Here is a 26,517-nt window from a genome sequence, read left to right as displayed (position 1 = left end):
ATGTGAATTATTTTTTGACGGCATAGTGATACAGATTGTCGGATAACTCCTGCATTGTTGTGCTTGACGCCTGCAAACGCTCGATCACATCGGTAAAGGAGCCTACAAGTGTTGCCTGCTCCTGTGAAGAAGAAGTGATCTGCTCAATCTCGCGCTCCATGTTACGGATAGACTCCTGTACTTCGCGCAGTGCATTTTCGATATCGCCTGTCGCTTGCTTCGCATTGACCGATAGCTTACGAACCTCGGTAGCAACCACGCCAAAGCCAGCGCCCAGCTCACCAACACGCGCAGCTTCAATCGCAGCATTCAAACCAAGCAGGTTCGTTTGCTCCGAAATTTCCTTAATCAGAGAAGCGACTTCGTTGATTTTGGACGATTTCTCGACCGTGATCCGGCTGTTTTGCAAAATCTGCTCGCTTGTTGCTTGCAGCTGCTGCGCATGCGAAGCAACGTGCTGTACCATATCGACCAGACTTTCCGAGATCGATTTACTTTCGGATACAACACCTTCTAGATTTTGCTGATTGGTCTGCTCGTAATAAATACCGAATACAGCTGCCAGCTTACCATCTTCATGAATAGGAATTGTGATCCCTTCCAACGGATAGCCAAACATATCTGCCGGGAAAAATACGCGTGTCGGATTTACTTTGTCTTCCAGCATTTTGAAGTTCTCAAAACCAGGGGCTACAGGATCGCCTGTCTTAAAACCAAGATCGAAGTTACCTCTCTGATAGTAGTAGACAATGTGTGTCTCGTCGTATACAGAAATCGTGAATTGCTCGCGCATCGCTTGAGCGAAGATCGGTGCAGTTTTAATCAATGCTTGAATGATACTCAATCTGATCACTTCCCTATTCGGAGAATACAGTACATTGTATATGTATCGGGCTCGGGAAAGAGAAAATTTAGCGGCTAAGTAATAGTAAAAAAATGATAATAAACATATTTTCAACCATATTATGCAGTTATAGTACGTATAAATGGGAGATATATACATAAATTGCGGGAAAAGTCGTGAAAATGCAGCAAAATTCCACTAAAACGCCATTTGAATCACCCAAAAAAATTTAAAAATATATTCGTAAGACACGCGATTCTGCACAAAATCAGGGTGAAGGGTTAGAGTGGAAGGGGTCGTGCAGTGAGGGATTAGTGAGAGGAGTGGGGCGAAGTGAGACGTTCCAGTTCCTCCAAATAGGCAAAAGCATGCTCATCGGTCGTTCCACACATTTCCAGTGAAGCAGGTAGCTCGCCACATACAGCCGGACGCTGAGGCTGACCGAATAAGGCACAGCGACGTTCCGCAGTCAGATGAGGGCAGGGCATTCCCGCAGGCTTGCCCTGTGGCAACCCCGGTAGTGGAGATGAGATTGAGATTACAATACAACAGGCAGCGCAACCAGCACGACATTCCATAGATATATCCTCCTTACCAGATACACCGTTCAACCCGTAAGCTAGAATCGTAGCGCTAGCTCTATAATAAAGTAGCATCGTCTGCATCGATTCGCAACAAAGCGATCCAATAACAGCCTGCTCGGCTTCGTAGCCTCAATAGTAGCTAGACCGGGATGAGAGTGGACGTTTAGCATATCGTTAATTGGTAAGCATGTCCAGAGGGGATGTGCTGCGTAGCTGTGCAGGGGAACCAGGACGATTGCAAGCATCATTAGCATCCTCTCCAGTGCACACCGATCAAATGATTACCATGAGCTAAAGGAATACATGGGCGTATATTCATATATAAGCCTATACATGGACATACATAAAAAGGCCAGCCGTACATTCTCTGGAGAAGACAATGTACGGCTGGCTTGTATACAGCAGTTTTTGCAAGATTTAACACAAAGCTTATTCGATTATGACCATACCTCGTCTGCAATCTCAATCACATGACGAAGCTTATCCCATTGCTGCTCTTCGGTCAGCAGATTACCTTCTTCGGTAGAAGCAAAGCCGCATTGTGGGCTCAGGCACAGCTGATCCAGATTCACGAAGCGAGCGGCTTCATCGATGCGGCGTTTGATTGCATCCTTGCTTTCCAGCTCGCCTGTTTTGGACGTTACCAGACCGAGTACGATTTGCAGATCCTTACGCTTCACATGACTCAATACGTCCAGCGAGCCAGATCGCTCATCATCGAATTCCATGAACAGTCCGTTCAGGTTCAGTTGATCCAGAATCGCATCGGCTGCACCATCGTAACCACCGGATGCTGTCCAGGTGGAGCGGAAGTTACCGCGGCAGATGTGCATCGTAATGACCATATCGTCCGGGCGGTTCGCTACGGACAGATTCAGCAGTTTCACGGCATCGGCAAGCATACGATCCGGGTCTTTACCATCGGCGCGCAGCTTTTGCTTCGTTTCCTCGGAGAAGAACGATGCCCAGGATGTATCATCGAGCTGTAAATAACGGCAGCCTGCATCATAGAAGGCACGCAGTGCTTTTTGATACGCAAGACCGAGATCCTGTAGCAATACATCGCTGTCCTCATAACGCTCAGTCGCCACTTTACCACGGAATTGCAGCATATTCGGACTTGGAATCGTCATCTTGGCGGTACGATCCGCACTCACAATGCTGTGCAGAAATTTGTAATCGTCCAGATGCGGATGATTCGTAAAGTCGATGCGATCGGTGACCTTGATACCACGCGGCTTCGTCGTAACGCCGTGGAATTGAATGCCCTGCTCCGCTTCAAAGGCTTCTACACCATCGAGGTTTTCCAGAAAGTCAAAGTGCCACCAGGCACGGCGGAATTCGCCATCTGTGATCGACTGCAAGCCAATCTCTTCTTGCTTGGCAACGATTCGACGAATCTCTTCATTTTCCAGTTCACGTAGCTGCTCAGCTGTAATCACACCAGCCGTATGCTGCAAACGGGCTTTTTTGATCTTTTCAGTACGAAGTAGACTGCCTACATGATCCGCACGAAACGGTGCAGTAGTACGCAGCAAAGAGGATGAAGATGACATAAACAATAACCTACTTTCTTTATAGGAATAAACTGTTATGTTGCATCGTAGCAGAGATTACTTTCGTTGTAAATCATTTATACAGTTAAAATGTATATTTCATGTATAAATAATCATTTGTATGCGTAAAGGGAATCAAATATTTCAGCAATAAACTTCGTATTAGATCGCCCAGATATAGCCTGAACGGCAAGGGTATCTAAGCATGTTGTACTTTACGTTATGCCTGCTCTTCAAACAATCTAGCGATCTCCACAATTACTTTCGTTGCCTTAACCATTGTATCGACCGATGCATATTCATACTTCCCGTGGAAGTTCTCGCCACCTGTGAAAATATTCGGCGTAGGCAAGCCCATATAGGAGAGCTGTGCACCATCTGTGCCTCCGCGTACCGGTGTGATATGCGGCTCAATATCCAGATTCTTCATCGCCTGACCTGCGATATCAACGATATGCATGACCGGCTCGATCTTCTCGCGCATATTGTAATACTGGTCACGCAGCTCCAGCTCGATCTGCTCCTCACCGTACGTTTGACGGAATTCATTGACGATGCTGGTCATTGTATTTTTGCGATGCTCGAACGATTCACGGTCAAAGTCACGGATGATATACGACAGTTCTGCACGCTCCACATCGCCGTGGAAGGAGCTCAGATGATAGAAGCCGTCATAGCCATCGGTAAATTCAGGTGCTTCATCAACAGGCAGACGACGATGCAGCTCCATCGCAATTTTGGAGGCGTTGATCATCTTGCCTTTGGCTGTGCCTGGATGTACGTTGGTGCCTTTGCATACAACGCGGGCAGCGGCAGCATTAAAGGTTTCGTATTCCAGTTCACCAAGTGGTCCACCATCGACGGTATAGGCGTATTTTGCACCATAAGCAGCAACGTCGAACAGATGCGGCCCGCGTCCGATTTCTTCGTCCGGTGTAAAGGCAACGCGGATTTTACCATGCTTGATTTCGGGATGATCCAGCAGATAATGCATCGCTGTCATAATCTCGGCAATACCGGCTTTGTTATCGGCACCGAGCAGTGTCGTGCCGTCGGTTGTGATCAGTGTATGTCCGTGATAACGCTCCAGCTCTGGAAAGTCAGACGGCGACAATACAATACGCTGAGCTTCATTCAGCACGATATCTCCGCCTGTATATTCTACGAGCTGTGGCTTCACGCCTTTGCCTGTAAAATCAGTCGCTGTGTCCACATGCGCCATAAAGCCGATTACAGGCACATCCTTATCGGTATTCGCAGGCAGCGTCGCCATCAGATAGCCATTTTCATTCAAAGTGATCTCTTGCATACCGAGTGTGTGCAGCTCCTGCTCCAGCTGACGCAGTAGGTCCCATTGTCCGGGAGTGGAAGGACATGTATCGCTCTCCTCACTGGATTGGGTATCGATCTGCACGTAGGAGGTCAAGCGTTCAATTAGTTCTTGTTTCATCGGGTCAGACTCCTCTCTCTATACGGGGAGCGCATCCTGCACGCTCCAGCTCATGCTGTTATTGTAGCACAAAAAATCACACGCCTAAAAAGGAACGCTGCCTATGTATCACGGTGTATACCTATAGATAAAAAAAGCCCGGGTGACGCGCAGCTGCGCATCATCCGGGACGGTGAGTAGAAACAGTAGTGGAGCTTGAACCAGGCTGATTCCGCTGATCACGAGCAATCAATCGCAGCAGATGTCGACGGAACGCATGCATGACGATCAGATGTACTTTTGCCTGTGTGTATTTGTACAGAAACCACGGTAGAGATGGCATATAGTCGTGAATGGCGATAACACATTCCTGTGTGCCGGGAATTTGCTGAAATTCGAGTCGCCCTTCATGTGTTTCCTTTATACGAGCGAACACACCGCCAGTGATATGGTAGACCGCACTTTCATCATCACTACGCTCAGGGGAGAAGGTAAGCTCCAGTAGCGGCTTCTCGATGAAGCGTAAAAACACCTGGTAGCGATCCTCGCCGATACGCTGCGTGCGCACGAGTGCTGGCATAAAGCGTCCCAGCCATTCCATATAGTAATCGCCTGCCCAGCGCGCATTTTTACCATCGGGTAACAATACGCGCTGAATCGAGCGTACATCGGATACTTTTGGATCGGTCGAATCGGACGCGCGCGTGTTGGAGCTGGATTGGCTATTTTGCTGCGATTCCTGCTCCAGCGCCGTACGTGCTGCTTCCTCAAACGGGATTTTACCATCGCTAATGCCTTTGACGATTCGATCTTCATGCGCAACCATCGGATGCGCCAGACTTTCCACGAGTGGATAGACCATTTCGCGTGGCATACGGGTGACCAGTGTGACCCATAGACGAGATAGATGAATCGTCAGTAGCGGTAGATCGATGAAAACGCGTCGCTTGCCCATTACCTCGGCCGTTTTTTCCATCATCTGCTTGTACGTCATAATATCCGGGCCACCGACATCGATCGCACGTCCATAGAGCTGTGGCGAGCCAATGCTGTGTTGCAGGGCGTGTAGCACGTCAGAGAGCGCGATCGGATGCGTGAGCGTGCGCGTCCATTCCGGCAGTGTCATCACAGGCAGACGCTGCACCAGGCGTGCTAGAATCGGGAACGAAGAGCCCTGAGGCCCAACGATCAGCCCCGCACGGATGGTCGTCACTGGAATGCCGCATGAGCCGAGCACCTCCTCGACCTCCAGCCGGCTGCGTAGATGGCGAGATAGCTTCTCACGTGGAACATTTTGCGGAATAATACCACTCAAGTACACGATCTGCTTAATCCCATGCTTACAGGCAGCACGGGCAAAATGATCTGCCAGAATAATATCCATATCCTCAAATTTCGCTTGTGTCAGCTTGGCGGTTGGCATCATCGAGTGCACCAAATAAATCGCATAGTCGGCGCCCTCCAATGCCTTCTCTGCCGCCGACATAGAAAATAGATCACAGGCACGCCATTCGACATGCTCATTGTTATGCTCGGAGCGGTCATGACGTGACAGAGCGATAATGTCATAGTCACGCACAAGCTGCTGCAATAGATTTTTGCCAATATAACCCGTCGCTCCGGTTAATACGATACGCGGACGACGTGTTGTAAACTCAGAGCGTTGACTCGTCTCGTCCGCCGCAGGAACCTGCTCCTGCGTGCTTGCTGTCATTGTAGAATCAGTTACGGAGGTTGCCGTATCGTTACCGGATGCATAATTCTCCGACGTTGTATGTTGCAATGGGGAATTGCTGGATGTCTCGTTCATCATTTCACCTCATCCAATCCTTCAATATTCGTTCGACCTGCGCGATATCGGGATCGTTTATCGATCACCTATCGCATGGGTAATAACAGAGTGTCAGACTACGGACAATGAATAGTGTATGTTTTTCCAATACCCTGTTTGCGGCTGTTTCAACCTTTTATAGATAACTAACCTCATCGGCTGGGCTTTCCGATCAGCCAGATCATCTGCAACGAAAATGCTGGCAACTACATTGTTACCGGATTGTGATATGACGGTAACTTACATGCTGAGGCACAGCAGTATACTAGAGCTGGTTAGATCGTCTGTAGGGCTTCCAGAGAAGAGCGAATGACAGAGTATAGACGTAGTAATGGAAGGGGAAATACAGGAGGAATGAACATGAATAGATGGACAGCACCGATACGTAAATTAGCACTGGTAGCGACGGTAACCGGTGTAGCACTAGCTGGAACAGTAGGAATGAGTACAGCCTTCACCACACAGGCAGCAGCCTCAGCGAGTAGCGATGCGGCGTATCAGCATCAGCTTGCCGTAGAGACGCTGAACAGCTTTTATAAGCCAGCCTTACAAGGGAAGTTCCCTGGTGATGTGAATAGCTTTACGATCGGTAAAACGAAGCGCAGTGATGTGCTCAATCGCTTCGGCCCAGCCGAGATGCCACGCTCGAACGCCAATGGCTATGATAACTACACCGCCGATATGGGGCATCCGGGCTATGCATTTCACTATAATAAAAGCAATGTACTCGATCAGATGCGTTACTTCGGTACAAATGTAGAGCGGCAGACGAATATCGGCGGCATCACGATGAAGCTGCTACGGGAAAAATGGTACGCTCCATCCGCAGTATCCAAGATCGGTAAAGGAAAATCCGAGCAAACAAAGGTCACCTATGTACGTGGTAGCTACAAGCTGGAGTTCATCTTCAACAGCAGCACCGATCTGGATCATATTAATCTACTGAAAAAGTGAGTCGGGTCATTAGGAACTGGAGCACCAACATATAAAAGAAAAAGCCGCAGGCATTCATCGCCTGCGGCTTTGCTTGTACATAGGTGTATTTTAAAATTCATTGTATCTGTATCTGTATCTGTATTCATCGCATCAGAATCTTCAACCAGTTTGGTGATCCGTGTTCATCTGGCATTTATAACATGGTAGTTATAACAGTGATCCTATTTAATCCCCAATCGCATTCGGTAGCTGAACAGCACATTAATCATACCGCCACGGAAAAAGTCATCTGCCATCGCTTTAAGCACACCAATCTCAGATTCAAGATGCGCGGCAGGTACGCCTAGCTTCAAGGCTGCCTGAATGCCGCCCTGACTGAGCAGCAGCCCTGTGTAGCGCTCAGCACTGCATGGCTCCGTATGATGGAACACAATTTCGCGTACAAAGCGGAAATGCCCGCTATGCTGTAACGTGTGCAGATGGGTGGACTTGTCCCGTTTGACTGCCTGTTGCTCTGGATCGCCATGCTGATCCAGTAGGCGTTCAGACAGATCAAGCAGGTGCTCATACTCACGCTCCAGCTGCCAGTTCAGTACTGGCGGCCAATCACAATCATAGGCAGCAAAGATTCCGCCATCTCGCAGCACACGCTTCACCTCTTGCAGGGTACTTGCAGGCTCCATCCAGTGAAACGACTGTGAGCAGGTCACCACATCGACGGTACCAGCGGAAGCGGGTAGCTCATTGGAATAGCCATGCTGGAACGATATACCGGACACGGGCTGCTGCTCTAGCTTCATCTGAGCGCGTCCCAGCATATCATGATTAGCATCGATGCCGATGATTTCGGCTGTCTTGCCCGCCCAGATCATCGTAGACAGCCCGGTTCCACAGCCGACATCCAGCACCAGCCGGGGACGCTTTTGCAAATAATTCACCAGCAGATCGGCAACTAATTGCGGTGGCTGCGGACGATTCCGATCATACAGCTCATCAAATCCGTTAAAGCGGTTAATGTTCGATACTGAATTGTTCTCAGGAATATTCATATGGACATTCTCCCTTCCATAAATAGAATCATGTATCCGATACCTGCCTGTGCAAGCTCTCATAGGTGCCTGTTGTCCAGTTGATCCTCTGGCTGGCTTCCAATCTGTTCTGTGCAGAGTATAGCATATTTGGATGCTTGCATCGTCAGCGCATCGTATCTATACGTAATCTGTAAGTAGTTTGTCCTATTCGTACACTTATGTAGCCGATGTACATTTTCTGTTTTAGAAAAAAAGAAGATAGAGGATAACGTTAAAACGAGCCGTTTAGCGAAGCACAGCAGCGAGTAGAACGCTTACAACATCGGTCGATTATGCCTCAAGCACAAACTAGACTCGCATCTGTTCTATTTTGCTATTTTCGCAAAAGGGTTAAAAGTGATATGATTTAATGAAATCATAATTAATTAGGACTATCCGTAAGGAGACATGGCGATGAGTATCGAGATCAAGATCGAAAAGACAACCACACCGAAAGAGAAGCCAGCTACACAGGGGCTCGTATTCGGAAGCAAATTTACAGATCATATGTTCATTCTGGACTATGAGCAAGGCATAGGCTGGCACGATGCACGCATCGTTCCTTATCAAAATATTAGCCTGGACCCAGCAGCAAAGGTATTCCATTACGGTCAGACCATTTTCGAGGGTCTGAAAGCATATCTTGCTGAAGATGGACGCATCCTCATGTTCCGTCCCACAAAAAACATTGAGCGTCTAAACCTGTCCAATGAGCGTCTGAGCATTCCAGAGATCGATCCAGAGATCGCACTGGAAGCACTGCGTCAGCTGATCCTGCTCGACAAGGATTGGATTCCGGAGGGCGAAGGTACATCCCTGTATGTGCGCCCATTCGTTATTGCGACTGAGCCTGCGCTGGGCGTTGCCCCATCGCTGAAATACAAATTCATGATCATTCTGTCCCCGGTTGCTGCTTACTATGCAGAAGGGATCAATCCGGTTAAAATCTACGTGGAATCCAAGTACGTACGTGCCGTTCCAGGTGGCGTAGGCATGGCGAAAACCGCGGGTAACTACGCAGCTGGACTGAAAGCACAGGAAGGCGCTACCGAGCTGGGTTATTCTCAAGTGCTCTGGCTGGATGGCGTGCATCGTAAATATATCGAGGAAGTCGGCAGCATGAACGTCTTCTTCAAAATCGACGGCACCGTTGTAACGCCTGCCCTGAACGGCAGTATCCTGAACGGGATCACACGTGATTCGATCATTCAGCTGCTCAAGCACTGGAATATCCCAGTGGAGGAGCGCCTGCTGTCGATCGATGAGCTGGAAGAAGCCCACAAAGCAGGTACGCTGGAAGAAGCATTCGGCACAGGCACCGCAGCCGTCATCTCCCCAATGGGCGAGCTGAACTGGCAGGGCGAGAAAATGCTGATCAACGAAGGCAAAACAGGCGAGCTGTCCGCGAAGCTGTACGAGACACTGACTGGTATCCAGAAGGGTGTCGAGGAAGATCCGTTTGGCTGGACGCTGGAAGTGAAGTGAGGAACAACTATACTTTCCTTTTAAAATAGAAAGATAAAAGTATACTCATAACAAAGAATGGGCTCTTTTATAAAAGAGTCCATTCTTTTTATATGCTCATTAATTGTGCCTGTGCTATGATAGAAAACAAGACAGTTAGCTAGATAAAATATCAACCTAATGAAGATTAATAAGAAAAGAGGAGAACAGGATGAGAATTGTTCTTTTATCTGGAAATGGAATTATTGCTCCTCATGTTATTGATGACTACAAACAAGCATTTGAGGCGTTGCAACACGATGTTCTTTTGGTAAAAATACATAAGGGCTTTAACAATACAGACTACCAAAATATGCTCGATTTCAAACCGGATATCGTGTTGGGATATGGATTTGTAGGAATTTTAAAAAGCTCAGATGGCCATTTTTTACTCAGAGAAAGTAATATTCCCGTAGTATGCCTGCATTATGATAATCCATTGTTTGTATTGGATGAGCAATTTGAACAGGAATTTATACAATATCCTGAATATTATTATCATTTTGTATGGGATAAGCATTGTCAGGAGCTACTACAGGGTCGTGGTGTACTGAATGTGCATCCTATTATGCTGGCTACGAATGAGAAGAAGTTTTACGTGCATCCTTATGCACTGCAAGAGGAAGGAACGCTTGCCTTTGTAGGTAGTCTGGGTGAAAGCCAATTTAGGAAAGAAGAGTCACTGGAGCAAATGTTTATTAATTATGTAATTAAGGAGAAGCTGAATAACTTCGACCAGCCATTACATGAAATCTGTCAGGCTGCCGAGCAGCTTACTCAATTCCAAGCTGTCCAAGCTGTTCGCCAACAGCAGCCTTTATTGTTTTATAAGTATATTTATTATTCCATCCATGCACAGGGAAGCTCGATTTACAGAAATAACATTTTGAGTAATTTGTCTGGTGTAGATTTGCATGTATATGGTGCTTCGCAGCAAACAGGGCATCCATCCAGTATTATTTATCATGAGCCAGTTCCTTATGCGCATTTATCCGCCACGTATCAGCAATACGCGGTGAATTTAAATATTTCGTCGCTACAGCTTGAAACCTCGGTAAACAACCGCGTATTTGATGTTTTTGCTTCAGGTGCCTTTGTGTTGAGTGACTATAAGACGGATATGGATATCGTCTTTCCAGGGGTTAGCGAGGAGATTAGCTTCCACGATCTAGAGGATCTTGTTATTAAAGCAGATTATTTCTTAACCCATCCAGAGCAACGAATCGAGCTGACGATGGCGATTCGGGAGCATATTTTGAATCATCATACGTATGTTCATCGTGCTCAGGAAATCATGAGTTGCTTGCAGCTCGTAGCGATATAAGTGATTAAGATATACATGTCGTTATAGAACTCCTTTCATAAATGTGACAGACCCGACCTATCAACATAAGGATTGTTGTGGCGGGTCTTTTTTGTATGTATAGATAGTCAAAATAAAGTATTGCTAAACAAGTATTTCTGTTTTTTAATTGATCTAAACTAATGAAAGGAGAAGTCTGCTGAATACGTTAAGCAGGAGCTTGGTAGTACAAGCAGGCACACATTTCTTATGCGTGGACAAAAAGAAGCCATTCGCAAGCAGTTCTACACCCACTTAGGAGCATTGATTGCAGAGCACGATTACATACCCGTCAAAAGTTATTCAACTACAGATTATACTTTTCTGAAAAAAGCTTATCCTGATGTGGAGTGGCACCTGGACAGTCATTTGAGTCATGCTCAGCCGCCTTATACGGTTTTCTCAACATTGGGATGTCGTTATATTGCGGCAACCGAACGACTGAATGAATTTTTAAGTAAGCATGAGATTACTGCGATTTCTCATCCTACCGTTGGCTTTGGTTCCTGGGTGAGTAAGTATGCCCCGACAGAGAAATTGTCAACCGTTACAGATGACAGGAAACAAGTGAACGTTACCGCTGACAATATAGAAGAGGCCGCTAGACAAGCCTGTGAGCAAATTATGATGGCGGAAAGCGCATATTTGCTACCGCGCGTGGATCAGAGTAAGGCAGTGGAAGAATATTTGACTAAACGAACGCATCAGTGGCCGGGTAGTGATCTATTTAACTGTTGTGTAACGATTGTCAGCTATGGATTGCTTACTGAAGATCCAGTGTTAATTAAAAGAGGGGTCGAGCGTACATTTGAGATTTTGAATAAGCCGAATTATAGTCAGCGGAATCGAGATTTTTTTGAAGCGGTGAGAGATGCGGTACATAGAGAATTTGGCTGATTGAACGAGTTGGTAGAGGTGTGATGGAGTAGAAATGATAGTGAATATGCATGCTTGGCATGTATACGCCATAGAATGAAAAGAAAAAGTCAGCCTAGGATTGAACCATACTCTACAAGATACCTTTTTTCAAAGTGTTCGTCTTGTAGGGTACAGTTTAGATAGCGGCTGACTTTTTTCGATTGTAACGCTATAACTGTGGAGCTCTAACTATAATGGCCCTAACGATAAAGCGACAACTAGAGCTGAGGCTCGGCAGCTGGCTATTCAATACACATTATGTCCGAGTAGATGTAGTGACTAAACAGACATGATGCATGTTACTTATTTGTTTGGTGCGTACTCTTTGTTTTGCAGGATCTGATCAACGATGTACGTCAAGTCATCGTCGCCGACTTTATCATCCTCAGTCTGGTCAGCATCATGCAGGTCTTTGTTCGTATCAGCAGCGTTCATACCGAAGTAGAATGCATCCAGCGATAGATCCAGCAATGTGTACTGACCAGATCTATCTACGTCCAAAAAACGGGGTTTCTCGATCAGGATGGTGTCTTCTAGTACGTTAGCTGTTTCCAGATCGTATTCTTTTGTTGTATCGGCAATATGTGCTTTGAGTGCATCAATCTTCGCGTTACCTGGAGCGATTGCTTTGAATTTCAGTTTTACGATTGTTGTATCATTGTTAATTACGAAGGATTTACCCTGGCTGGCAGCAGTGCGCCTGGTGTGTCTTTCGTTTCGTTGTAGACTTTGTAGCCTGTTACTGCTTCGTAGCCAACGTATTGAACGAGTGTTGGATCGTAGCTGAGAGAAAAGTCTTCTGCGTAGATATCCTGTACGTTTTTCAGTGCGATATCCGCAGTGAACGTTTCACCGACTTTTATGGTTTCTGGTGCGATGATCACATCCAGCAATGGAATACGTGGAGCTTCAAAGGTTACGCTTGCGATGTTGGAAGCTGGACTTGTACCAGATTCGTTTATAGCTTTTACAGTATAATAGTATGTGTTTCCGGCTTTGACTGCTGTATCATTAAAAGTGGTTTCTTTAATATTTTGAGCGATCTGCTCAAAAGGACCTTCTGCATAAACTGAACGAGAAACTGTATAGTTTGTCGCTACATTGGAAGCATCCCATGTTAAAAGAGCTGTTGTATCTTTAGCTGTTGCTTTCAGATTCATCGGTGCCACTGGAGCGATAACGTCATTGATATAAATATAATCAATGCTCGCCGTTGAATTTCTTACAATATTATCGATCAGGAACGTTTTACTTGGTATTAGCGAGGATATTTTATTACGGTATACTTCTGTACCATCTTTATAGATTATAAAGTTCTTATCTGCTTGATAGGATACTCGCCACTCATGGTTGCCTGTAGTATCCATGGAGATGTTTTGCCATGAATTTCCATCGCGGATCGATATGCCTTTAATTAGCCAATCCTTTGTATCGGTTCTGATATACCCGATTTTGACTAAACCAAGATCGAGTTGAGCAGCACTATTAGCACCAGTTGCGATAATATTATATTTTGCTACTAATTCATAATCTTTCGTATTGTCATACGCCCATGCATTATTCCATACCGCAGTGTTAGCACCCGTATAAGATGCAGTTGAAGAAGTATCACTATTGGTATCGCTCCAAATGCCATTAGAAACAGTACCTCTGTTAAATGGGTTTGTATCCATCTCATGGCGTAAAACTGATTTTGCAGATGCTGTGTTAAAAGCAAACGTCATACTTAAGAGAAGAGTACATAATAAACCTAAAGCAAACTTCATTCTCATGCGAAATAAAACCCCTTTTATTTTATATTTGAGCCATGTTAGACATGGAAAACTCCATTTTAAAAAATGCTTTGGATCATTTTCGACTTCGATATTCATATATCTTGTAAATCTGTTGTTAGTCTACCTGAGATATTTGAATTGATCTGTGATATGTGGCAAGCCGCGAATGGTCTGTTTCTGTATTACTGCTTGTAGCTAAGTCGCTCTATGTATAGTGCTATCTAAGTTGTTTCCCTTTTATTTTATTGGACGAGAAATTATATATATTAATACTACAAAATGCTTGAAGTTTATTTTATGTACTTTTATGGGTTCTTGTTGATAAATTTGCAGAAAAAGGAATCAAGATGATACTAAAATAGACATGTTAACATAATTCGTAAAATAGCTCAGTTCAGCTCCTTCATATACGTTCTCTTCTCGCTAGAGTACCTCGCGCTTATACCCCACCTACCTTTATCCAAAATCCCCACATGCACTATCTGTATAAACATTTGGTGTAAATATCATCCATCAATTGCGAGGGGTCTTCAATATGTGCTATAAAGGATGTAGCTTCGAAGCAGGAGCTAACTGTGTCCGTACATTCGGTTATGACCGCGCAGGTCATACGGTTGAATAGAGCACACCGCCCCGAGCAGGATGCGGTGATATCATAATGAAAAAGGAGCTGTCATCTACATATGTCTACTGAGATGAACACGCATGAAATTATTAATCTGATCAAAACAAGCAAAAAGAAAACCCCGGTGAAGGTACACCTGAAAGGTGATCTGACAGGTCTGACGTTCCCTGAAGATGTAAAAACATTCATTAACGGCAACACAGGCGTGATCTTCGGCGACTGGGCTGACATTCAAGGCGTACTGGCTGAAAACAGTGCGAAGATCGAAGACCATGTAGTAGAGAGCGACCGTCGCAACTCGGCGATCCCACTGCTGGACATGAAAAACATCAACGCACGTATCGAGCCGGGCGCATTTATTCGTGAAATGGTATCGATCGGCGACAACGCGGTTATTATGATGGGCGCGGTAATCAACATCGGTGTTGTGATCGGTGAAGGTACAATGATCGATATGGGCGCTGTACTGGGCGGTCGTGTACAGGTCGGTAAAATGTGTCACATCGGCGCAGGCTCCGTACTGGCAGGCGTAATCGAGCCACCAAGCGCACAGCCAGTTGTCGTTGAGGACGATGTATTGATCGGTGCGAACGTTGTTGTACTGGAAGGCGTACGTATCGGTGAAGGTGCAGTTGTTGCCGCAGGCGCAGTTGTAACGCAAGATGTGCCTCCATTCTCCGTTGTTGCAGGTACACCTGCACGCGTGATCAAGCAAGTGGACGACAAAACAAAGTCCAAAACCGAAATCCTGCAAGACCTGCGTACACTGTAAGCAAAATCATAATGTTCCCCAATAAAGAAGGCTGTCACAGTAAAATGGTGACAGCCTTCTTATGATCTAAATGAAGCGTTTTGCTAGTATAAATAGGATCGATTAACTCAGTCCTCATTCGTCGCATTGTTACGCTCATATTCCCAGTTGAAATGATGGAGCAACTCATCTAACGAATCTTGCCGATCAAGGATCGTAATCGAGTCGAGAACAGATTCAATTCGAGCTACTACGTCTTTCCATGCGTAGTGATCCAGTACGATCATACGCGTATGAGTAGCTGACTTGAGCGAACTATGTCTTTGCCGAGCTTCAGCTAATCCAGCTGGAGTGGCAATGATGACAAAATACAGATCAGCCCTTTGTTCATCCTGCAAGCCAATTGCCATCTCCAAATGATAATAGACATTATCGTTGTCGGGCATCCATTGCTCAATGTGATCGATATCGGGTGAGTGATAATATTTAACCTGGAGCTTTAGCGGTGTCGATTTCTTTTTCTTCATTTCAAAGCCTCCGTGTCATAAAATAGGTCTGTATCTGTATCTGTATCTGTATCTGTATCTGTAGTCTCTAGGGATTCGCATGAATGTGTTAATCCATTTTACCTGCGGTTATTATTGTTTATTTTACCAGAGTTAAAGGAGTATTTGTGATGACTAACCTTAATCTGATCGATATTCGTCGTGATCTACACCGCATTCCAGAAGCGGGATTTCAGGAGTTTAAAACGCAGCGTTATTTGCTGGATTATATTGCAACATTACCACAGGAGCATATCGAGGTACGCACGTGGAAAACAGGTATTCTCGTCTATACACATGGCACCGCGCCGAAGCGCCGCTTTGGCTACCGTGCGGATATGGATGGACTGCCAATTGTAGAAGAAACGGGTTATGATTTTAAAAGTGAGCATCCTGGCTATATGCACGCATGTGGGCATGATCTGCATATGACGATTGGGCTCGGCGTGCTGACTGCGATGGTACAGCAGCGGATGGAGGATGATCTGATCGTTATTTTCCAACCTGCTGAGGAAGGGCCTGGTGGGGCGCAGCCGATGCTGGCGAGTGCAGAGCTAGCAGATTGGATGCCGGAGCAAATGATCGGGCTACATGTTGCGCCAGAGTATCCGGTCGGTACGATTGCCGTTCGGCAGGGCATCCTGTTTGCGAATACATCGGAGCTGTTCATCGATCTGATCGGTACGGGTGGACATGCGGCGTATCCGCATCGTGCTAACGATATGGTGGTGGCTGGCTGCCAGCTGGTTGGACAATTGCAAAGTATTGTGGCGCGCAATGTGAATCCGCTCGATTCGGCTGTCATTACGATCGGCAAAATTGAAGGCGGTACGAAGCAAAATATTATCGCCGAGCGGGCAAGGCTGGAGGGCACAATTCGTACGCTATCCGCAGAGACGATGGTGCTGATCAAATCACGCATTGAAGCGCTGGTCAAGGGTATTGAAGCAGGCTTCGACTGTCGCGCTGAGATTGACTGGGGCGCTAACTATATGCAGGTGTATAATGAAGAGAAGCTGACGGCTGAATTTATGAGCTGGCTCGCGAAGCGTGACGATGTGACGCTATTTGAATGCACCGAAGCGATGACGGGTGAGGATTTCGGTTATTTTCTAGAACGTATTCCGGGCTTTATGTTCTGGCTTGGTGTGGATACGCCGTATGGCCTGCACCACGCGAAGCTGGAGCCGAGTGAGGCTGCAATCGATGTGGCTGTGCGCACAGTGACGGATTATCTGCGCTGGCAGTCGGCTGGCGCTGTGACGGTATAACGGAAGCTGTAGGAGTAGTAACAAAGGAAGTACGGGATACAGGAGGCAAAGCGTGAATGGCTAGAACAAAAGCATTTGATACCACAGCTGTGCTGCATCGAGCGATGAAGGCTTTTGGTGTTCACGGATATGAAGGAGCGACATTGCCGGATTTGCTCAAGGAGCTGGGGATCGCGCGTCAGAGTCTATATGATACGTATGGAACGAAGCGCGAGCTTTTTATTGCAGCGGTCAAACTCTATATGGATGGTAAGGCTAATATGCTGGAAGCGATGCTGACAGAGCAGGGAGCGATATTGCCACTGCTGGAGCAGGTTTTTGCAACGATGGTGGATACGCTGCTTCATCCCGAGCTATCTTCGGAATGTTTTATTATTGCGAGTGCGGTAGAAGAAGCAGGGCGAGATGCGGAGCTACAGGATTATGTGCAGCAGAATCAGCAGCGTATTGAGCAGGTGTTTCAGTCCCTGCTGGAGCGAGCGATTCAGCAGCAAGAGCTAGCGGCAGATGAAGATGTAACGGCGTTAGCACAATTTCTAGCACATGAGCGTCTTGCGCTTGTTTTCTCGGCACGTGCAGGTATGGATGAAGCACGTCTACGTACGGTGACTCGCCTGGTGTTATCGCTCGTGAGTAGACATATGATTGATCCGAGTGGCGCATAGATCTGAATGACGAGACAGACAAGAGCGTTGCAATGAGCGAATCAAGCTGGAAATGTGGTAGTAGGAATCATTCAGAGCTGTAATGTAATTATCGCGTTTATGAATGAAAATATGCTATCAAGCTGCTATATAGCGATCATGCAACACTATATTGATAACGTAAAAAGCAGGAGAGCGTGAATAGCTCACCTGCTTTTTTGGCTTGTTCATCCTAGATGTGATTCACATAGATAGTGTTAAGCTTTACTCCGCCACACTTTGAACTCGTGTTGATCTGTTATGAGTATTTGTGGCGTGCAGGAGAGCTATCCGTTTAAAGTAAATGCTTGTACTTAATTAGATGGTGGAGCAGCGTTAGCAGGCTGGATTACCTTATTCATCTCGTCCATCATGAATTGTCGAAGTGAACGCGGAGGCTTACCTGTAACCTCCTGTACCGTATTTGATACCTGATCCTCGATACCTTGCAAGCGAATCGCAGTATCCAGACCCGCAAGTGCGCTAGCATAGGTGGCATCCATCCCCGCAGCAATCATATGGTCTCGCAGCTCTTGCTCACTGATCGATTGGTGTACAACCATTTTACCAATGACATTGCTAATAATCGCTGCGGCTTCGGCGTAGCTAAGCGATTCTGGCCCGGTAATCATATAGCCTCGATTGGCTGGAATGGTATCGGTCAGCAGACGTGCGGCAACAGCAGCGATATCATCTGCATCGACAAAGCCGATTTTGCCGTCGCCTGTGGCAGTAATGATCTTGCCGACTGTACGAATGGTTTCCGCATGAGCGACTTCCGTGAAATTCTGCATAAAATAAGATGGTTGTAACGCTGCCCATTCTGGTGCATGCTGATTCAGAAAATGATGAACCTTGCCCATTAAGGGACCATTTTCAGCAATAGAGGCACTGGACAGCAACACGAATCGGCGTATTCCTAACGCTAATGCCTGCTCGATAAATGGATTCATCACACGTTCTGGCTGTAAATCCATTGTTGGAGCGACCAGATATACCGCCTGCATGCCTTCCAGTGCCGCTGCATAACTGTCCGTATCGTACCAATCAAAATAGATTTCCTCGCGTTCTGTCTCTGTAGATTGGTTCGGTCTACGAACCCCATTCCGTACATGATAGTTACGTGCGTGCAATTGCTCTGCGATCCGCAGTGATGTTTTACCATTGCCAGCGGTTAGTAGAATCGTAGATGGTATAGGGCCTGGGAGTGTCGTCGTGTCTTTATCGGCATCTGTATGATATGAAATAGGCTCAGAGTTCATGTTCATCCTCCTTTATGTTCCAATATTTTTAATCGACTGTCACAGCGAGTGGGTTCCAATAATCCTCATAACGAATGATTCGTCCATCCTTTACCTCAATGACCGAAATGTAGTTCTGATCATACACCTGTCCTGTTTGGAGCAATTGTCCACGTCCTTGAAATTGTGCGATAAATACATGTGGTTGTAGGGTCTGATGAATGAGCGGCTCTGACATGGATTTCATAGCGATGATCGTATCAAAATAGCGCATATGCTCTGCCAGCGCCTGCTTCCCTTCTACACGATTAGCGTCCGCAGGACGTACATACGGAAACTCAAATATGACCTTTTCATCGAATAAATCGAGCCATTCCTCACGCTTTTGCTCTAGCAATAGTGTAGTAAAACGATTCATCAAAACTGCGGCCTTTTCTTGCTGTTGCTGAAGCGTAGCAATTGACGTTTGATTAGTAGAAGAATTCATAACGGTAACCTCACTTTGTAATGAGAATGGTGAACCTTGATAACAAAGCATTTGATCATTAAAACCATGTGGCGCATACACTTGGTTTGTACTATACATACACGGATAGCCATTTTATTTGTTATTCAAATGGCCGTACAATCAAAATAGACATCTACATGATCGGCTCTGCAGAGCTTATGTATACAAATATAATTATTCCAGACTAAATAGTCAATAATAAATAGACTATTTAGTCTGGAATAGAGAAAATAATTTTCGACTTTCCTATAAAAAGAATCATTTGCACATTTACTTTATATTCATAAGATGCGCTGCATGTTCATGTAACAGCGCGCTTTTTTACGTTAATCAGGCAATGAAATGAATGGGCAAAGGATAGGAAAAAAGCTTTGACTTGCTGCAAGACGGGGCTTAAAATACTCATTTGGCGGGTAAGGATGGAAATGGGGCTATTTTGCTATGTTTCTTGCCGAATTCGCTGATTTTTGGCGTTTGGCGTTGTTTTCTCGCGCTTTACAAAGATTTCATCCTCTCGTGATCTAGAGCAGGCATACTAGAAGGAATACTGTATATATGCTGTATGACAGTACCAGATGGGTGGGCAGCTCTATAGCGATAGATAAGGATGAAAACGATAGTCGCTTGATATTTATATAGTAATTAATGAATGGGCTCTATCGCCGTGTGCGTACATGATGCGCATAGAGGTAACAAAAGATAGAGACCATGATCTATACAAACAGCATTGTAGCATGTTCATAACAACTCCCATTGGGAAGGTAACTATAGAAGGAGTATGGGTGAATGAAAAAACGTATTTACGATATGATATTGCTAACTGTCGGCGCCTTTCTGTTCGCGCTGGCGGTCAATCTATTTATTATTCCGAACAATCTCGGTGAAGGTGGCGTAACCGGGGTTACGATTATTTTGTACTATTTATTCCAGTGGTCACCAGGGCTTGTTAACCTCGTCATTAACTCTTTTTTGATTCTGATCGGGTATAGGTTTTTGGATAAAACGAGTATCGTGTACACGATTATTGCGGTCGCACTGAACTCGCTCTTCCTGCATCTGACGGAGGGCTGGCGAATTGAGTCTAACGAGATTGTCGTGAATGCTGTGTTCGCAGGTGTGCTCGTAGGTGTAGGTTTGGGCCTGATTATCCGTGCAGGCGGTACGACCGCAGGTACTGCGATTCTGGCACGCATTACGCATAAGTATCTGGACTGGAATATTAGCTATGGACTGCTGTTCTTTGATCTGATCGTAGCATTCTCGTCATTGTTCATTATCGGGCCAGAGCGTCTGATGCTGACGATTATCGCACTATATATCGGTACAAAGGTGATGGACTTTATTATCGAGGGTTTGAATCCAAAAAAGGCGGTGACGATCATCTCCTCGCATCAGGATGCGATTGCAGAAAAGGTCATTACCGTGATGGATCGTGGCGTAACTGTACTGTCCGGACATGGCTATTACACCAAAACGCCGAAGGAAGTGCTATATATCGTGATCAGTAAGCAGGAAGTGTCGGTGCTGAAGAAGATCGTTCGTAAAGAAGATCCGAATGCGTTTATCACCATCCATGATGTACGCGATGTATTTGGCGAAGGCTTTCTGGAGCTGTCGAAGTAACGAGGCTTGTAGGCAAGATATCCGTTTTAATTGGTGCGGGTTTCTTCGTATTCAGGCTTGAAAAATTAATACAAATATCTCAACAGATAAAAGCCGGATCGCTTAAATGGAGCGATCCGGCTTTTATCTGCGTTCAAAACAATATTCAATTATCGGATAGCAGTGCAGCCTCACATAGTACACTGAATTGAGCAGCGAATGTAAGTAATCTCATATACTGCGACAAGGGAGGAACGAAGGGAAGGAAATAAGGGAAAAGGATGACTTACAGTGTTAGCGATTTTCTAACACGGGGTTCAATGAAAAGTGATTTTTGCGTAGCAAAATATCTTACCTCTGAGGAGGGGCGGGAATCTACCTTCATTCCCAATCCAGTAGATTCCCGCGGCTCCACCTGAGTCCGTTCCCTTATTCCTTCCCGCAGTAGTAGTCGCCCTAGCACAATATGAATTTACACATATCCCAAGCACCGGTTCCATGCTTACGATCATATGCTTACGACAAGCACCACCCCAGCACAATTAGGACTTACTCTTAATCAGCTCCAACGCCGTATCTGCTTTCACCAGATCATGCTTCACCTGCTCTTCAATATTGTAAGCATGATACATCTCATTCTCGATCATATAGGTTGCGATTTTCTCATGTAGATCAATCGCCTTTTGCAGTTGGGCCTTCAGCGTACGGCGCACTCCTGGTGTAGCCGTCTCGGTTAGTGCTACCGCATAGTTGCGAACGCCTGCCTTAGCAGACATGAGCAGATCGGTAGCGATTGCCAGATCATCTAGCGGAGCCGTTGCATTGACGAGCATTTCTTTGGTCATGTTATTTGCAGCCATCGTGAATCCCTCCTTATTGTTGTTTTTCCAGAATAGAACGCAGGTCTTCGATTGCTTTGGTCGATTCCTGAATGTCCTCATCGATAATTTTGCGCAGGTCTTCATCTTTTACCAGCTCGCGCATTGCCATTGCTTTGGTCACACATGATGTTTTGAAAATGAGCAGCTCGTGAACTTCCAGCATTTCGTGAGTCGCTAACGCTTTTGCCATGATGTTCGCTCCTTTGTAACCAGTATTTAACAGCTTTCGTTGTGTATATAACCCGAAAGATTGTTGCTGCAACAAATAGTCAGCTAGCATAGAAGCGAGAATGGCATGGTGATAATGAAGCCTGAAAATCATCGATATGCCGCTTTCGTCATAAGCGCTTTCCGCTGACATAACACTAACAATGGGTAGCAAAAAAACAGCCTTCCTGATAGCTACACATAAGGCAGCAAAGGAAGGCTGAAAATTTTTATTTATGATGCTTGTTTAGAGAGGAATAGGCTGCACAATAGCTGCAACAAGTAAGCTGAATTGCATGAATGAAGCGATCACTAATATAAAGCGATCTTCTGAAATACTCCTCATCGACATGGAGCCTCAAGTCGTACTTGGTATCATGCATTCTATCAGCCAATCCAATCTATTGTACATAAAGTGGAAAAGGTAAGAACGTTAGCATAACATGCTTTACTCCCCAATCTTGAAGTGTTCGATCTCCTTCTGTAAATCCTCTGCCAGCTTGGACAGGGATTGGGCAGACGAGCTGATCTCTTCCATCGACGCGAGTTGCTCCTCCGCAGAGGCGGCGATATCGTGCATGTTTCCAGCATTTTTACCAGCAATATCACTCACTTCGGCTACAGATTGCGCTACATCGTCAGCGTTGTTGCTCACATCGCTGATCAATGTGTTCATTTCCTGCAAACTGGAGGAAATATGGTGAGCGTTCGACTTCAGCTGCTGGAACTGGTCTGCGGATTGCTGTACGCCACTCAGACCTTCTCCAACGGATTGGTGAATTCGATCAAAGGTAGAGATCGATTCGTTGATTTCACTAATAATATCCTGTAGCAAGCCTTCGATATGACCTGCCGATTGATGCGATTGCTCGGCGAGCTTTTTCACCTCACCTGCAACGACGCTAAAGCCTTTACCTGCTTCACCGGCACGTGCCGCTTCGATCGCAGCGTTCAGGGAGAGCAGATTCGTTTGCTCGGCGATCGTATTGATCGTTTTTAGAATATCGCTAATTTGTGAAGACTTATGCGACAGACCATTCACTACGCCATATGCTTCGTTGACGGCATGATCGATTTGCTCGATCTGGGATACGGTGCGGCGTACGAGCTGATCGCCGCTGTCTGCCATCTGTGTAGACGTTTGGGATAGACCGAGCAGGGAGCCGGAATGCTGCTGGACTTGATTCAGGAAGCCAGCGACCTCGCTCAATTGATGTGCGCTCTGGCTAATATGCGTATTCTGACGGTCGCTACCACCGGAAAATTGCTCGATCGCCTCTGTAATCTGCTCGGTTGCGCGACTGGTCTGCTCCGAGCTAGCGGTCAGTTCTTCGGAGCTTGCCACTACATCACTGACTGTATCCTGAATGGAGCCGACCAGCGAGCTGAGCGAGCGATTCATATCGTTAAAGGCAACGGATAATTTGCCAAGCTCATCACGACTGCGATCCTGTACGGAGCGAGTGAGATCACCCTGACTGATCGCATGAGCGACATCGACGATACGATTCATCCGTTTGCTGATCGAACGTGTGATCAGCCATACTACGATGCCGCCTACGATGAGCGCGATAACGAGTACGATAAGCGTTTGATACAGAACAGGACTAACCTTTTCCTGGATTTCACTCTGGTTAAAGTTGCCGACTAGCTTCCAGCCGGTGATTGGACTGGTTACGTAGCTGAGTTGTTTATCTTGACCTTCAAATACGTAGCTAAATTGACCTTGCTCTTTATTTTCGGCAATGATGCGCTTGGCAATGTCATTCGTCTGTCCGGCAGCAATCGTCGGATGTGAAATGTACGTGCCATCTGGTGCGATAATGAAGGCATAGCCTTTTTCACCGATTTTGACGGTGGAGGTGATCTGTAACAATGAAGCGATACTCAGGTCAAGACCGACCACACCGCTATTATCATCGGTTTGTTTGGCTATAGTCACGGTCATTTGCTGGGTCGATGACGATACATAAGGAGGGGTAATGACGGCTTTGCCTGGATTAGCCTCTGCTAGCTTGTACCACGGACGCTGCCTTGGATCGTAGCCGGGCGGATTAGGCTTGTCGGAAGAAGTGTAAAATACGCCTTGATTCGTACCTACATAGATACCTTCCAAGTTAGAGCTTGCTTTGTCATACGTACGTAGCTGCTCCAGCAGCTCCGCTTGATCGCTGTAGCTTTGCTCGGTGATCGCTTTAGCAAAGTAATCAACAGCATCTATATTACGCTGCATATCGTTATCTACGACAGAACTAAGCGTATTGGAGCTTAGTGTAGCGCTCCCGATAAGCTCATTACTAAGTGTACGCTTCGCAATGGCATAAGAGACGAGACTTGATGTAACAAGTGCCGCGATAAGAACAGCGCAGAAGGACAGCATGAGCTTGCGTCCGAGAGAAGGGTTAAACAATACGTGCTTTAGATTTTTCATTAGACTCCTCCATTTTTCGCTGTAGCTTGGTTGTATACAAGTATTATCGGCAAGCCATCGTATCAATTTAGAGAGCAGATGAAAAAGTTAATTAGATAAAGCATTACCATTTATGAAATTTTTCAGAAAATATAGAAAAAGATTCATATTGCTGATGGACACGGAGTAGTAGGTGGTTCGTTGTGCGGAAAAGAGGAGGCTATGTCTCATCATATGAGGATAAGAAGCGATGAGACATAGCACTTGAGTTAGGGTGTCTACTTGGTTAGGTTCGTTTAGCGAGTGAGCTGCTGGATAAACTGCTCCAGTCGATCCAGCGATTGCTCTAATACGGGCATCGCATAGGCATAGGATAGGCGAATATAGCCTTCGCCATAGATCGAAAAAGCATCGCCCGGCACGACAGCTACGCGTGCTTCCTCCAGCAATCGCATTGCAAATTCCATCGATGGAATGCCCAGATGCGCAATGGACGGGAATAGATAAAAGGCGCCCTCTGGCTTCTCCAGCGGCAGACCCATCGCAAGCAAGCGATCATACACATAATCGCGCCGTTCACGATATGCTTCACGCATTGGGAGGGCATCATCGATACCATGGGTTAATGCCTCAACAGCGGCAAACTGGCTGATCGAGCTGGCGCAGGATACATTATACTGATGCACCTTGAGCATATGAGCGCTAAGCCATGCTGGCGCAAAGGTAAAGCCGATTCGCCAGCCGGTCATCGAATGCGACTTGGATAGTCCGTTGATCACAATCGTTTTCTCTCGCATGCCTGGCAGCAGAGAGATGGAGCGATGCGGTTCATCGTAAATGAGCTCGCTGTAAATTTCATCCGAGATCACGAATAGCTCACGATCGCGCAGTAAGTCTGCCAGTCCTTGCAGCTCCTGCTCGCCCAGTACGCGTCCAGTTGGATTAGATGGATAACCAATCGCGACTGCCTTTGTACGCGGCGACAGATGCGGCTCGAGCAGCTCTGCTGTGAGCTTGAAGCCTGTACTACGTGTGTCTACATAGACTGGAATACCACCAGCTAAGCGAATGAGTGGCTCATAGCCGGGATAGATCGGGCCTGGCAAAATAACCTCATCGCCCGGTGACAAAATCGTGCGTAGCGCCACATCCAGCGCCTGACTGGCACCAACGGTAACGATGACCTCGGTGTCCATATCATATGACTGTCCATAGCGAGTGCGTACGAAGTCAGCAGCGGCTCGGCGCAGTGCTGGAATGCCTGCATTGGGCGTGTACACCGTTTTCCCCTGCTGCATCGCCTGCTCGGCTGCTTCAATAATATGGGCTGGTGTAGGGAAGTCGGGTTGACCGAGCGTGAGTGCTAGCGCATCAGGATAGCGTGCGGCAGCGGTAGCGATTTTGCGGATGCCGCTGATTTGAATGTCGTGTAGAGGGGCATGAATAAGATGTTCCATGGGCAGGACTCCTTTTAATATGGTGGTTGGGATATGAGATGATGTATATCGCGAGCTTTTGGTGTGGTGCAGAAGCCACTTCGGGAAGGAATAAGGGGACGGACTCAGTGGAGCCGCGGGAATCTTTTGGATGAGGAAGGAATGAAGATTCCCGCCCCTCCAAAGCAGTAAGATATTTTGCTTCCGCAAAAATCACTTTTCATTGAACCCCGTGTTAGGAAATCGCTAACACTGTAAGTCGTCCTTTCCCCTTATTTCCTTCCCTTCGTTCCGTGCGGTCTACATCATTTTTCCATAAACATGGCTGTGTATCATCTCATAGGTTAGGGGGTGGAGCAGTAGGTTTAACATCTGTTCTTTCGTTGATGGTGATATGAGCAAATTGTGTTATTTAGAAGGTGGTAGAGATTACTGCTTGGATTGTAGAGATGAACATTTAAAAGGGCATACAGCCATAAAGTGTGCAATGTACTGACAGGTTAATATGCTGGTGAAGCAGGTTATATGCAGTTAGTGATACAGATCGTGTGTAGTTTAATAGTTAGTGA

23 protein-coding genes are annotated in these 26,517 nt (G+C 46.2%); 8 read left to right on the top strand and 15 right to left on the bottom strand.

Features of this window, described 5'->3' with window-relative positions; translation table 11 throughout:
- Positions 1 to 7: 7 nt before the first annotated feature.
- The 5 genes from SK066_RS22050 to SK066_RS22030 all read right to left on the bottom strand — a co-directional run bounded on the left by SK066_RS22050 (position 8) and on the right by SK066_RS22030 (position 6,226).
- Positions 8 to 844, bottom strand: a complete 837-nt coding sequence (locus tag SK066_RS22050; RefSeq protein ID WP_407673719.1) for a methyl-accepting chemotaxis protein — start codon at positions 842 to 844, stop codon at positions 8 to 10.
- Positions 845 to 1,155: 311 nt separating this feature from the next.
- Complete coding sequence (locus SK066_RS22045) at positions 1,156 to 1,422, bottom strand: YkgJ family cysteine cluster protein (protein WP_188775896.1); 267 nt, start codon at positions 1,420 to 1,422, stop codon at positions 1,156 to 1,158.
- Between the two features lie 443 nt (positions 1,423 to 1,865).
- The gene (locus tag SK066_RS22040) at positions 1,866 to 2,984 is read right to left on the bottom strand and encodes a 5-methyltetrahydropteroyltriglutamate--homocysteine S-methyltransferase (protein ID WP_320543031.1); all 1,119 of its coding nucleotides are present in this window, start codon (positions 2,982 to 2,984) and stop codon (positions 1,866 to 1,868) included.
- A gap of 220 nt (positions 2,985 to 3,204) precedes the next feature.
- Positions 3,205 to 4,434 carry a peptidase T gene (gene pepT / locus SK066_RS22035; RefSeq protein ID WP_320543030.1) on the bottom strand — a complete coding sequence of 410 codons (1,230 nt, stop codon included), beginning with the start codon at positions 4,432 to 4,434 and terminating at the stop codon, positions 3,205 to 3,207.
- Between the two features lie 160 nt (positions 4,435 to 4,594).
- A complete protein-coding gene (locus SK066_RS22030) occupies positions 4,595 to 6,226 on the bottom strand; it encodes an NAD(P)H-binding protein (RefSeq protein ID WP_320543029.1) in 1,632 nt (543 codons plus the stop codon).
- Positions 6,227 to 6,604: 378 nt separating this feature from the next.
- Between SK066_RS22030 and SK066_RS22025 the strand changes: the two genes are divergently transcribed.
- Complete coding sequence (locus SK066_RS22025; protein ID WP_320543028.1) at positions 6,605 to 7,198, top strand: YjgB family protein; 594 nt, start codon at positions 6,605 to 6,607, stop codon at positions 7,196 to 7,198.
- A 203-nt stretch (positions 7,199 to 7,401) separates the two neighbouring features.
- On the opposite strand, the gene SK066_RS22020 is transcribed toward SK066_RS22025, so the two are convergent.
- Positions 7,402 to 8,229, bottom strand: coding sequence for a class I SAM-dependent methyltransferase (locus tag SK066_RS22020; RefSeq protein ID WP_320543027.1), 828 nt, complete (start codon positions 8,227 to 8,229; stop codon positions 7,402 to 7,404).
- A gap of 435 nt (positions 8,230 to 8,664) precedes the next feature.
- On the opposite strand from SK066_RS22020, the gene SK066_RS22015 reads away from it, so the two are divergent.
- The 3 genes from SK066_RS22015 to SK066_RS22005 all read left to right on the top strand — a co-directional run bounded on the left by SK066_RS22015 (position 8,665) and on the right by SK066_RS22005 (position 11,992).
- On the top strand, positions 8,665 to 9,735 hold the full coding sequence (locus tag SK066_RS22015) for a branched-chain amino acid aminotransferase (protein WP_320543026.1): 1,071 nt from the start codon (positions 8,665 to 8,667) through the stop codon (positions 9,733 to 9,735).
- Positions 9,736 to 9,925: 190 nt separating this feature from the next.
- Positions 9,926 to 11,077: a CgeB family protein gene (locus SK066_RS22010; RefSeq protein ID WP_320543025.1), complete on the top strand. Its 1,152-nt coding sequence runs from the start codon at positions 9,926 to 9,928 to the stop codon at positions 11,075 to 11,077.
- A gap of 228 nt (positions 11,078 to 11,305) precedes the next feature.
- Positions 11,306 to 11,992: a hypothetical protein gene (locus SK066_RS22005; RefSeq protein ID WP_320543024.1), complete on the top strand. Its 687-nt coding sequence runs from the start codon at positions 11,306 to 11,308 to the stop codon at positions 11,990 to 11,992.
- Between the two features lie 324 nt (positions 11,993 to 12,316).
- Here SK066_RS22005 and SK066_RS22000 read toward each other — a convergent pair whose 3' ends face one another.
- Both SK066_RS22000 and SK066_RS21995 read right to left on the bottom strand, forming a co-directional pair.
- Positions 12,317 to 12,514, bottom strand: coding sequence for a hypothetical protein (locus tag SK066_RS22000; RefSeq protein WP_320543023.1), 198 nt, complete (start codon positions 12,512 to 12,514; stop codon positions 12,317 to 12,319).
- 164 nt (positions 12,515 to 12,678) lie between these two features.
- The gene (locus SK066_RS21995; protein ID WP_320543022.1) at positions 12,679 to 13,785 is read right to left on the bottom strand and encodes a cohesin domain-containing protein; all 1,107 of its coding nucleotides are present in this window, start codon (positions 13,783 to 13,785) and stop codon (positions 12,679 to 12,681) included.
- Between the two features lie 686 nt (positions 13,786 to 14,471).
- On the opposite strand from SK066_RS21995, the gene dapD reads away from it, so the two are divergent.
- Entirely contained in the window at positions 14,472 to 15,185 is a 714-nt protein-coding gene (gene dapD, locus SK066_RS21990; RefSeq protein ID WP_320543021.1) for a 2,3,4,5-tetrahydropyridine-2,6-dicarboxylate N-acetyltransferase, read from the top strand.
- Positions 15,186 to 15,292: 107 nt separating this feature from the next.
- Here the strand turns inward: dapD and SK066_RS21985 are convergent, their stop codons facing one another.
- Positions 15,293 to 15,691, bottom strand: a complete 399-nt coding sequence (locus tag SK066_RS21985; RefSeq protein WP_320543020.1) for an Imm8 family immunity protein — start codon at positions 15,689 to 15,691, stop codon at positions 15,293 to 15,295.
- A gap of 149 nt (positions 15,692 to 15,840) precedes the next feature.
- Here SK066_RS21985 and SK066_RS21980 point away from each other — a divergent pair, with 149 nt between their 5' ends.
- Entirely contained in the window at positions 15,841 to 16,980 is a 1,140-nt protein-coding gene (locus SK066_RS21980; protein ID WP_320543019.1) for an N-acetyldiaminopimelate deacetylase, read from the top strand.
- A 56-nt stretch (positions 16,981 to 17,036) separates the two neighbouring features.
- Positions 17,037 to 17,645 (top strand): TetR/AcrR family transcriptional regulator, encoded by a 609-nt coding sequence (locus tag SK066_RS21975; protein WP_320543018.1) that lies wholly within the window; start codon positions 17,037 to 17,039, stop codon positions 17,643 to 17,645.
- Positions 17,646 to 17,977: 332 nt separating this feature from the next.
- Here SK066_RS21975 and SK066_RS21970 read toward each other — a convergent pair whose 3' ends face one another.
- Both SK066_RS21970 and SK066_RS21965 read right to left on the bottom strand, forming a co-directional pair.
- A complete protein-coding gene (locus SK066_RS21970) occupies positions 17,978 to 18,925 on the bottom strand; it encodes an NAD(P)H-binding protein (protein WP_320543017.1) in 948 nt (315 codons plus the stop codon).
- 28 nt (positions 18,926 to 18,953) lie between these two features.
- Entirely contained in the window at positions 18,954 to 19,391 is a 438-nt protein-coding gene (locus tag SK066_RS21965) for a nuclear transport factor 2 family protein (protein ID WP_320543016.1), read from the bottom strand.
- Between the two features lie 807 nt (positions 19,392 to 20,198).
- On the opposite strand from SK066_RS21965, the gene SK066_RS21960 reads away from it, so the two are divergent.
- On the top strand, positions 20,199 to 21,035 hold the full coding sequence (locus tag SK066_RS21960) for a YitT family protein (RefSeq protein ID WP_320543015.1): 837 nt from the start codon (positions 20,199 to 20,201) through the stop codon (positions 21,033 to 21,035).
- Positions 21,036 to 21,556: 521 nt separating this feature from the next.
- Here SK066_RS21960 and SK066_RS21955 read toward each other — a convergent pair.
- The 4 genes from SK066_RS21955 to SK066_RS21940 all read right to left on the bottom strand — a co-directional run bounded on the left by SK066_RS21955 (position 21,557) and on the right by SK066_RS21940 (position 25,969).
- A complete protein-coding gene (locus SK066_RS21955) occupies positions 21,557 to 21,874 on the bottom strand; it encodes a spore coat protein (protein WP_320543014.1) in 318 nt (105 codons plus the stop codon).
- Between the two features lie 13 nt (positions 21,875 to 21,887).
- Complete coding sequence (locus SK066_RS21950) at positions 21,888 to 22,085, bottom strand: spore coat protein (RefSeq protein WP_320543013.1); 198 nt, start codon at positions 22,083 to 22,085, stop codon at positions 21,888 to 21,890.
- A gap of 465 nt (positions 22,086 to 22,550) precedes the next feature.
- Positions 22,551 to 24,533, bottom strand: a complete 1,983-nt coding sequence (locus tag SK066_RS21945) for a methyl-accepting chemotaxis protein (protein WP_320543012.1) — start codon at positions 24,531 to 24,533, stop codon at positions 22,551 to 22,553.
- Positions 24,534 to 24,808: 275 nt separating this feature from the next.
- Positions 24,809 to 25,969, bottom strand: coding sequence for an aminotransferase A (locus SK066_RS21940; RefSeq protein ID WP_320543011.1), 1,161 nt, complete (start codon positions 25,967 to 25,969; stop codon positions 24,809 to 24,811).
- Between the last annotated feature and the right edge of the window lie 548 nt (positions 25,970 to 26,517).

This window comes from Paenibacillus hunanensis, assembly GCF_034055775.1.
Lineage (GTDB): Bacteria > Bacillota > Bacilli > Paenibacillales > Paenibacillaceae > Saccharibacillus > Saccharibacillus hunanensis.
Note: the sequence above shows the minus strand (reverse complement) of the source record. Positions and strands in the feature narration are given on the sequence as shown.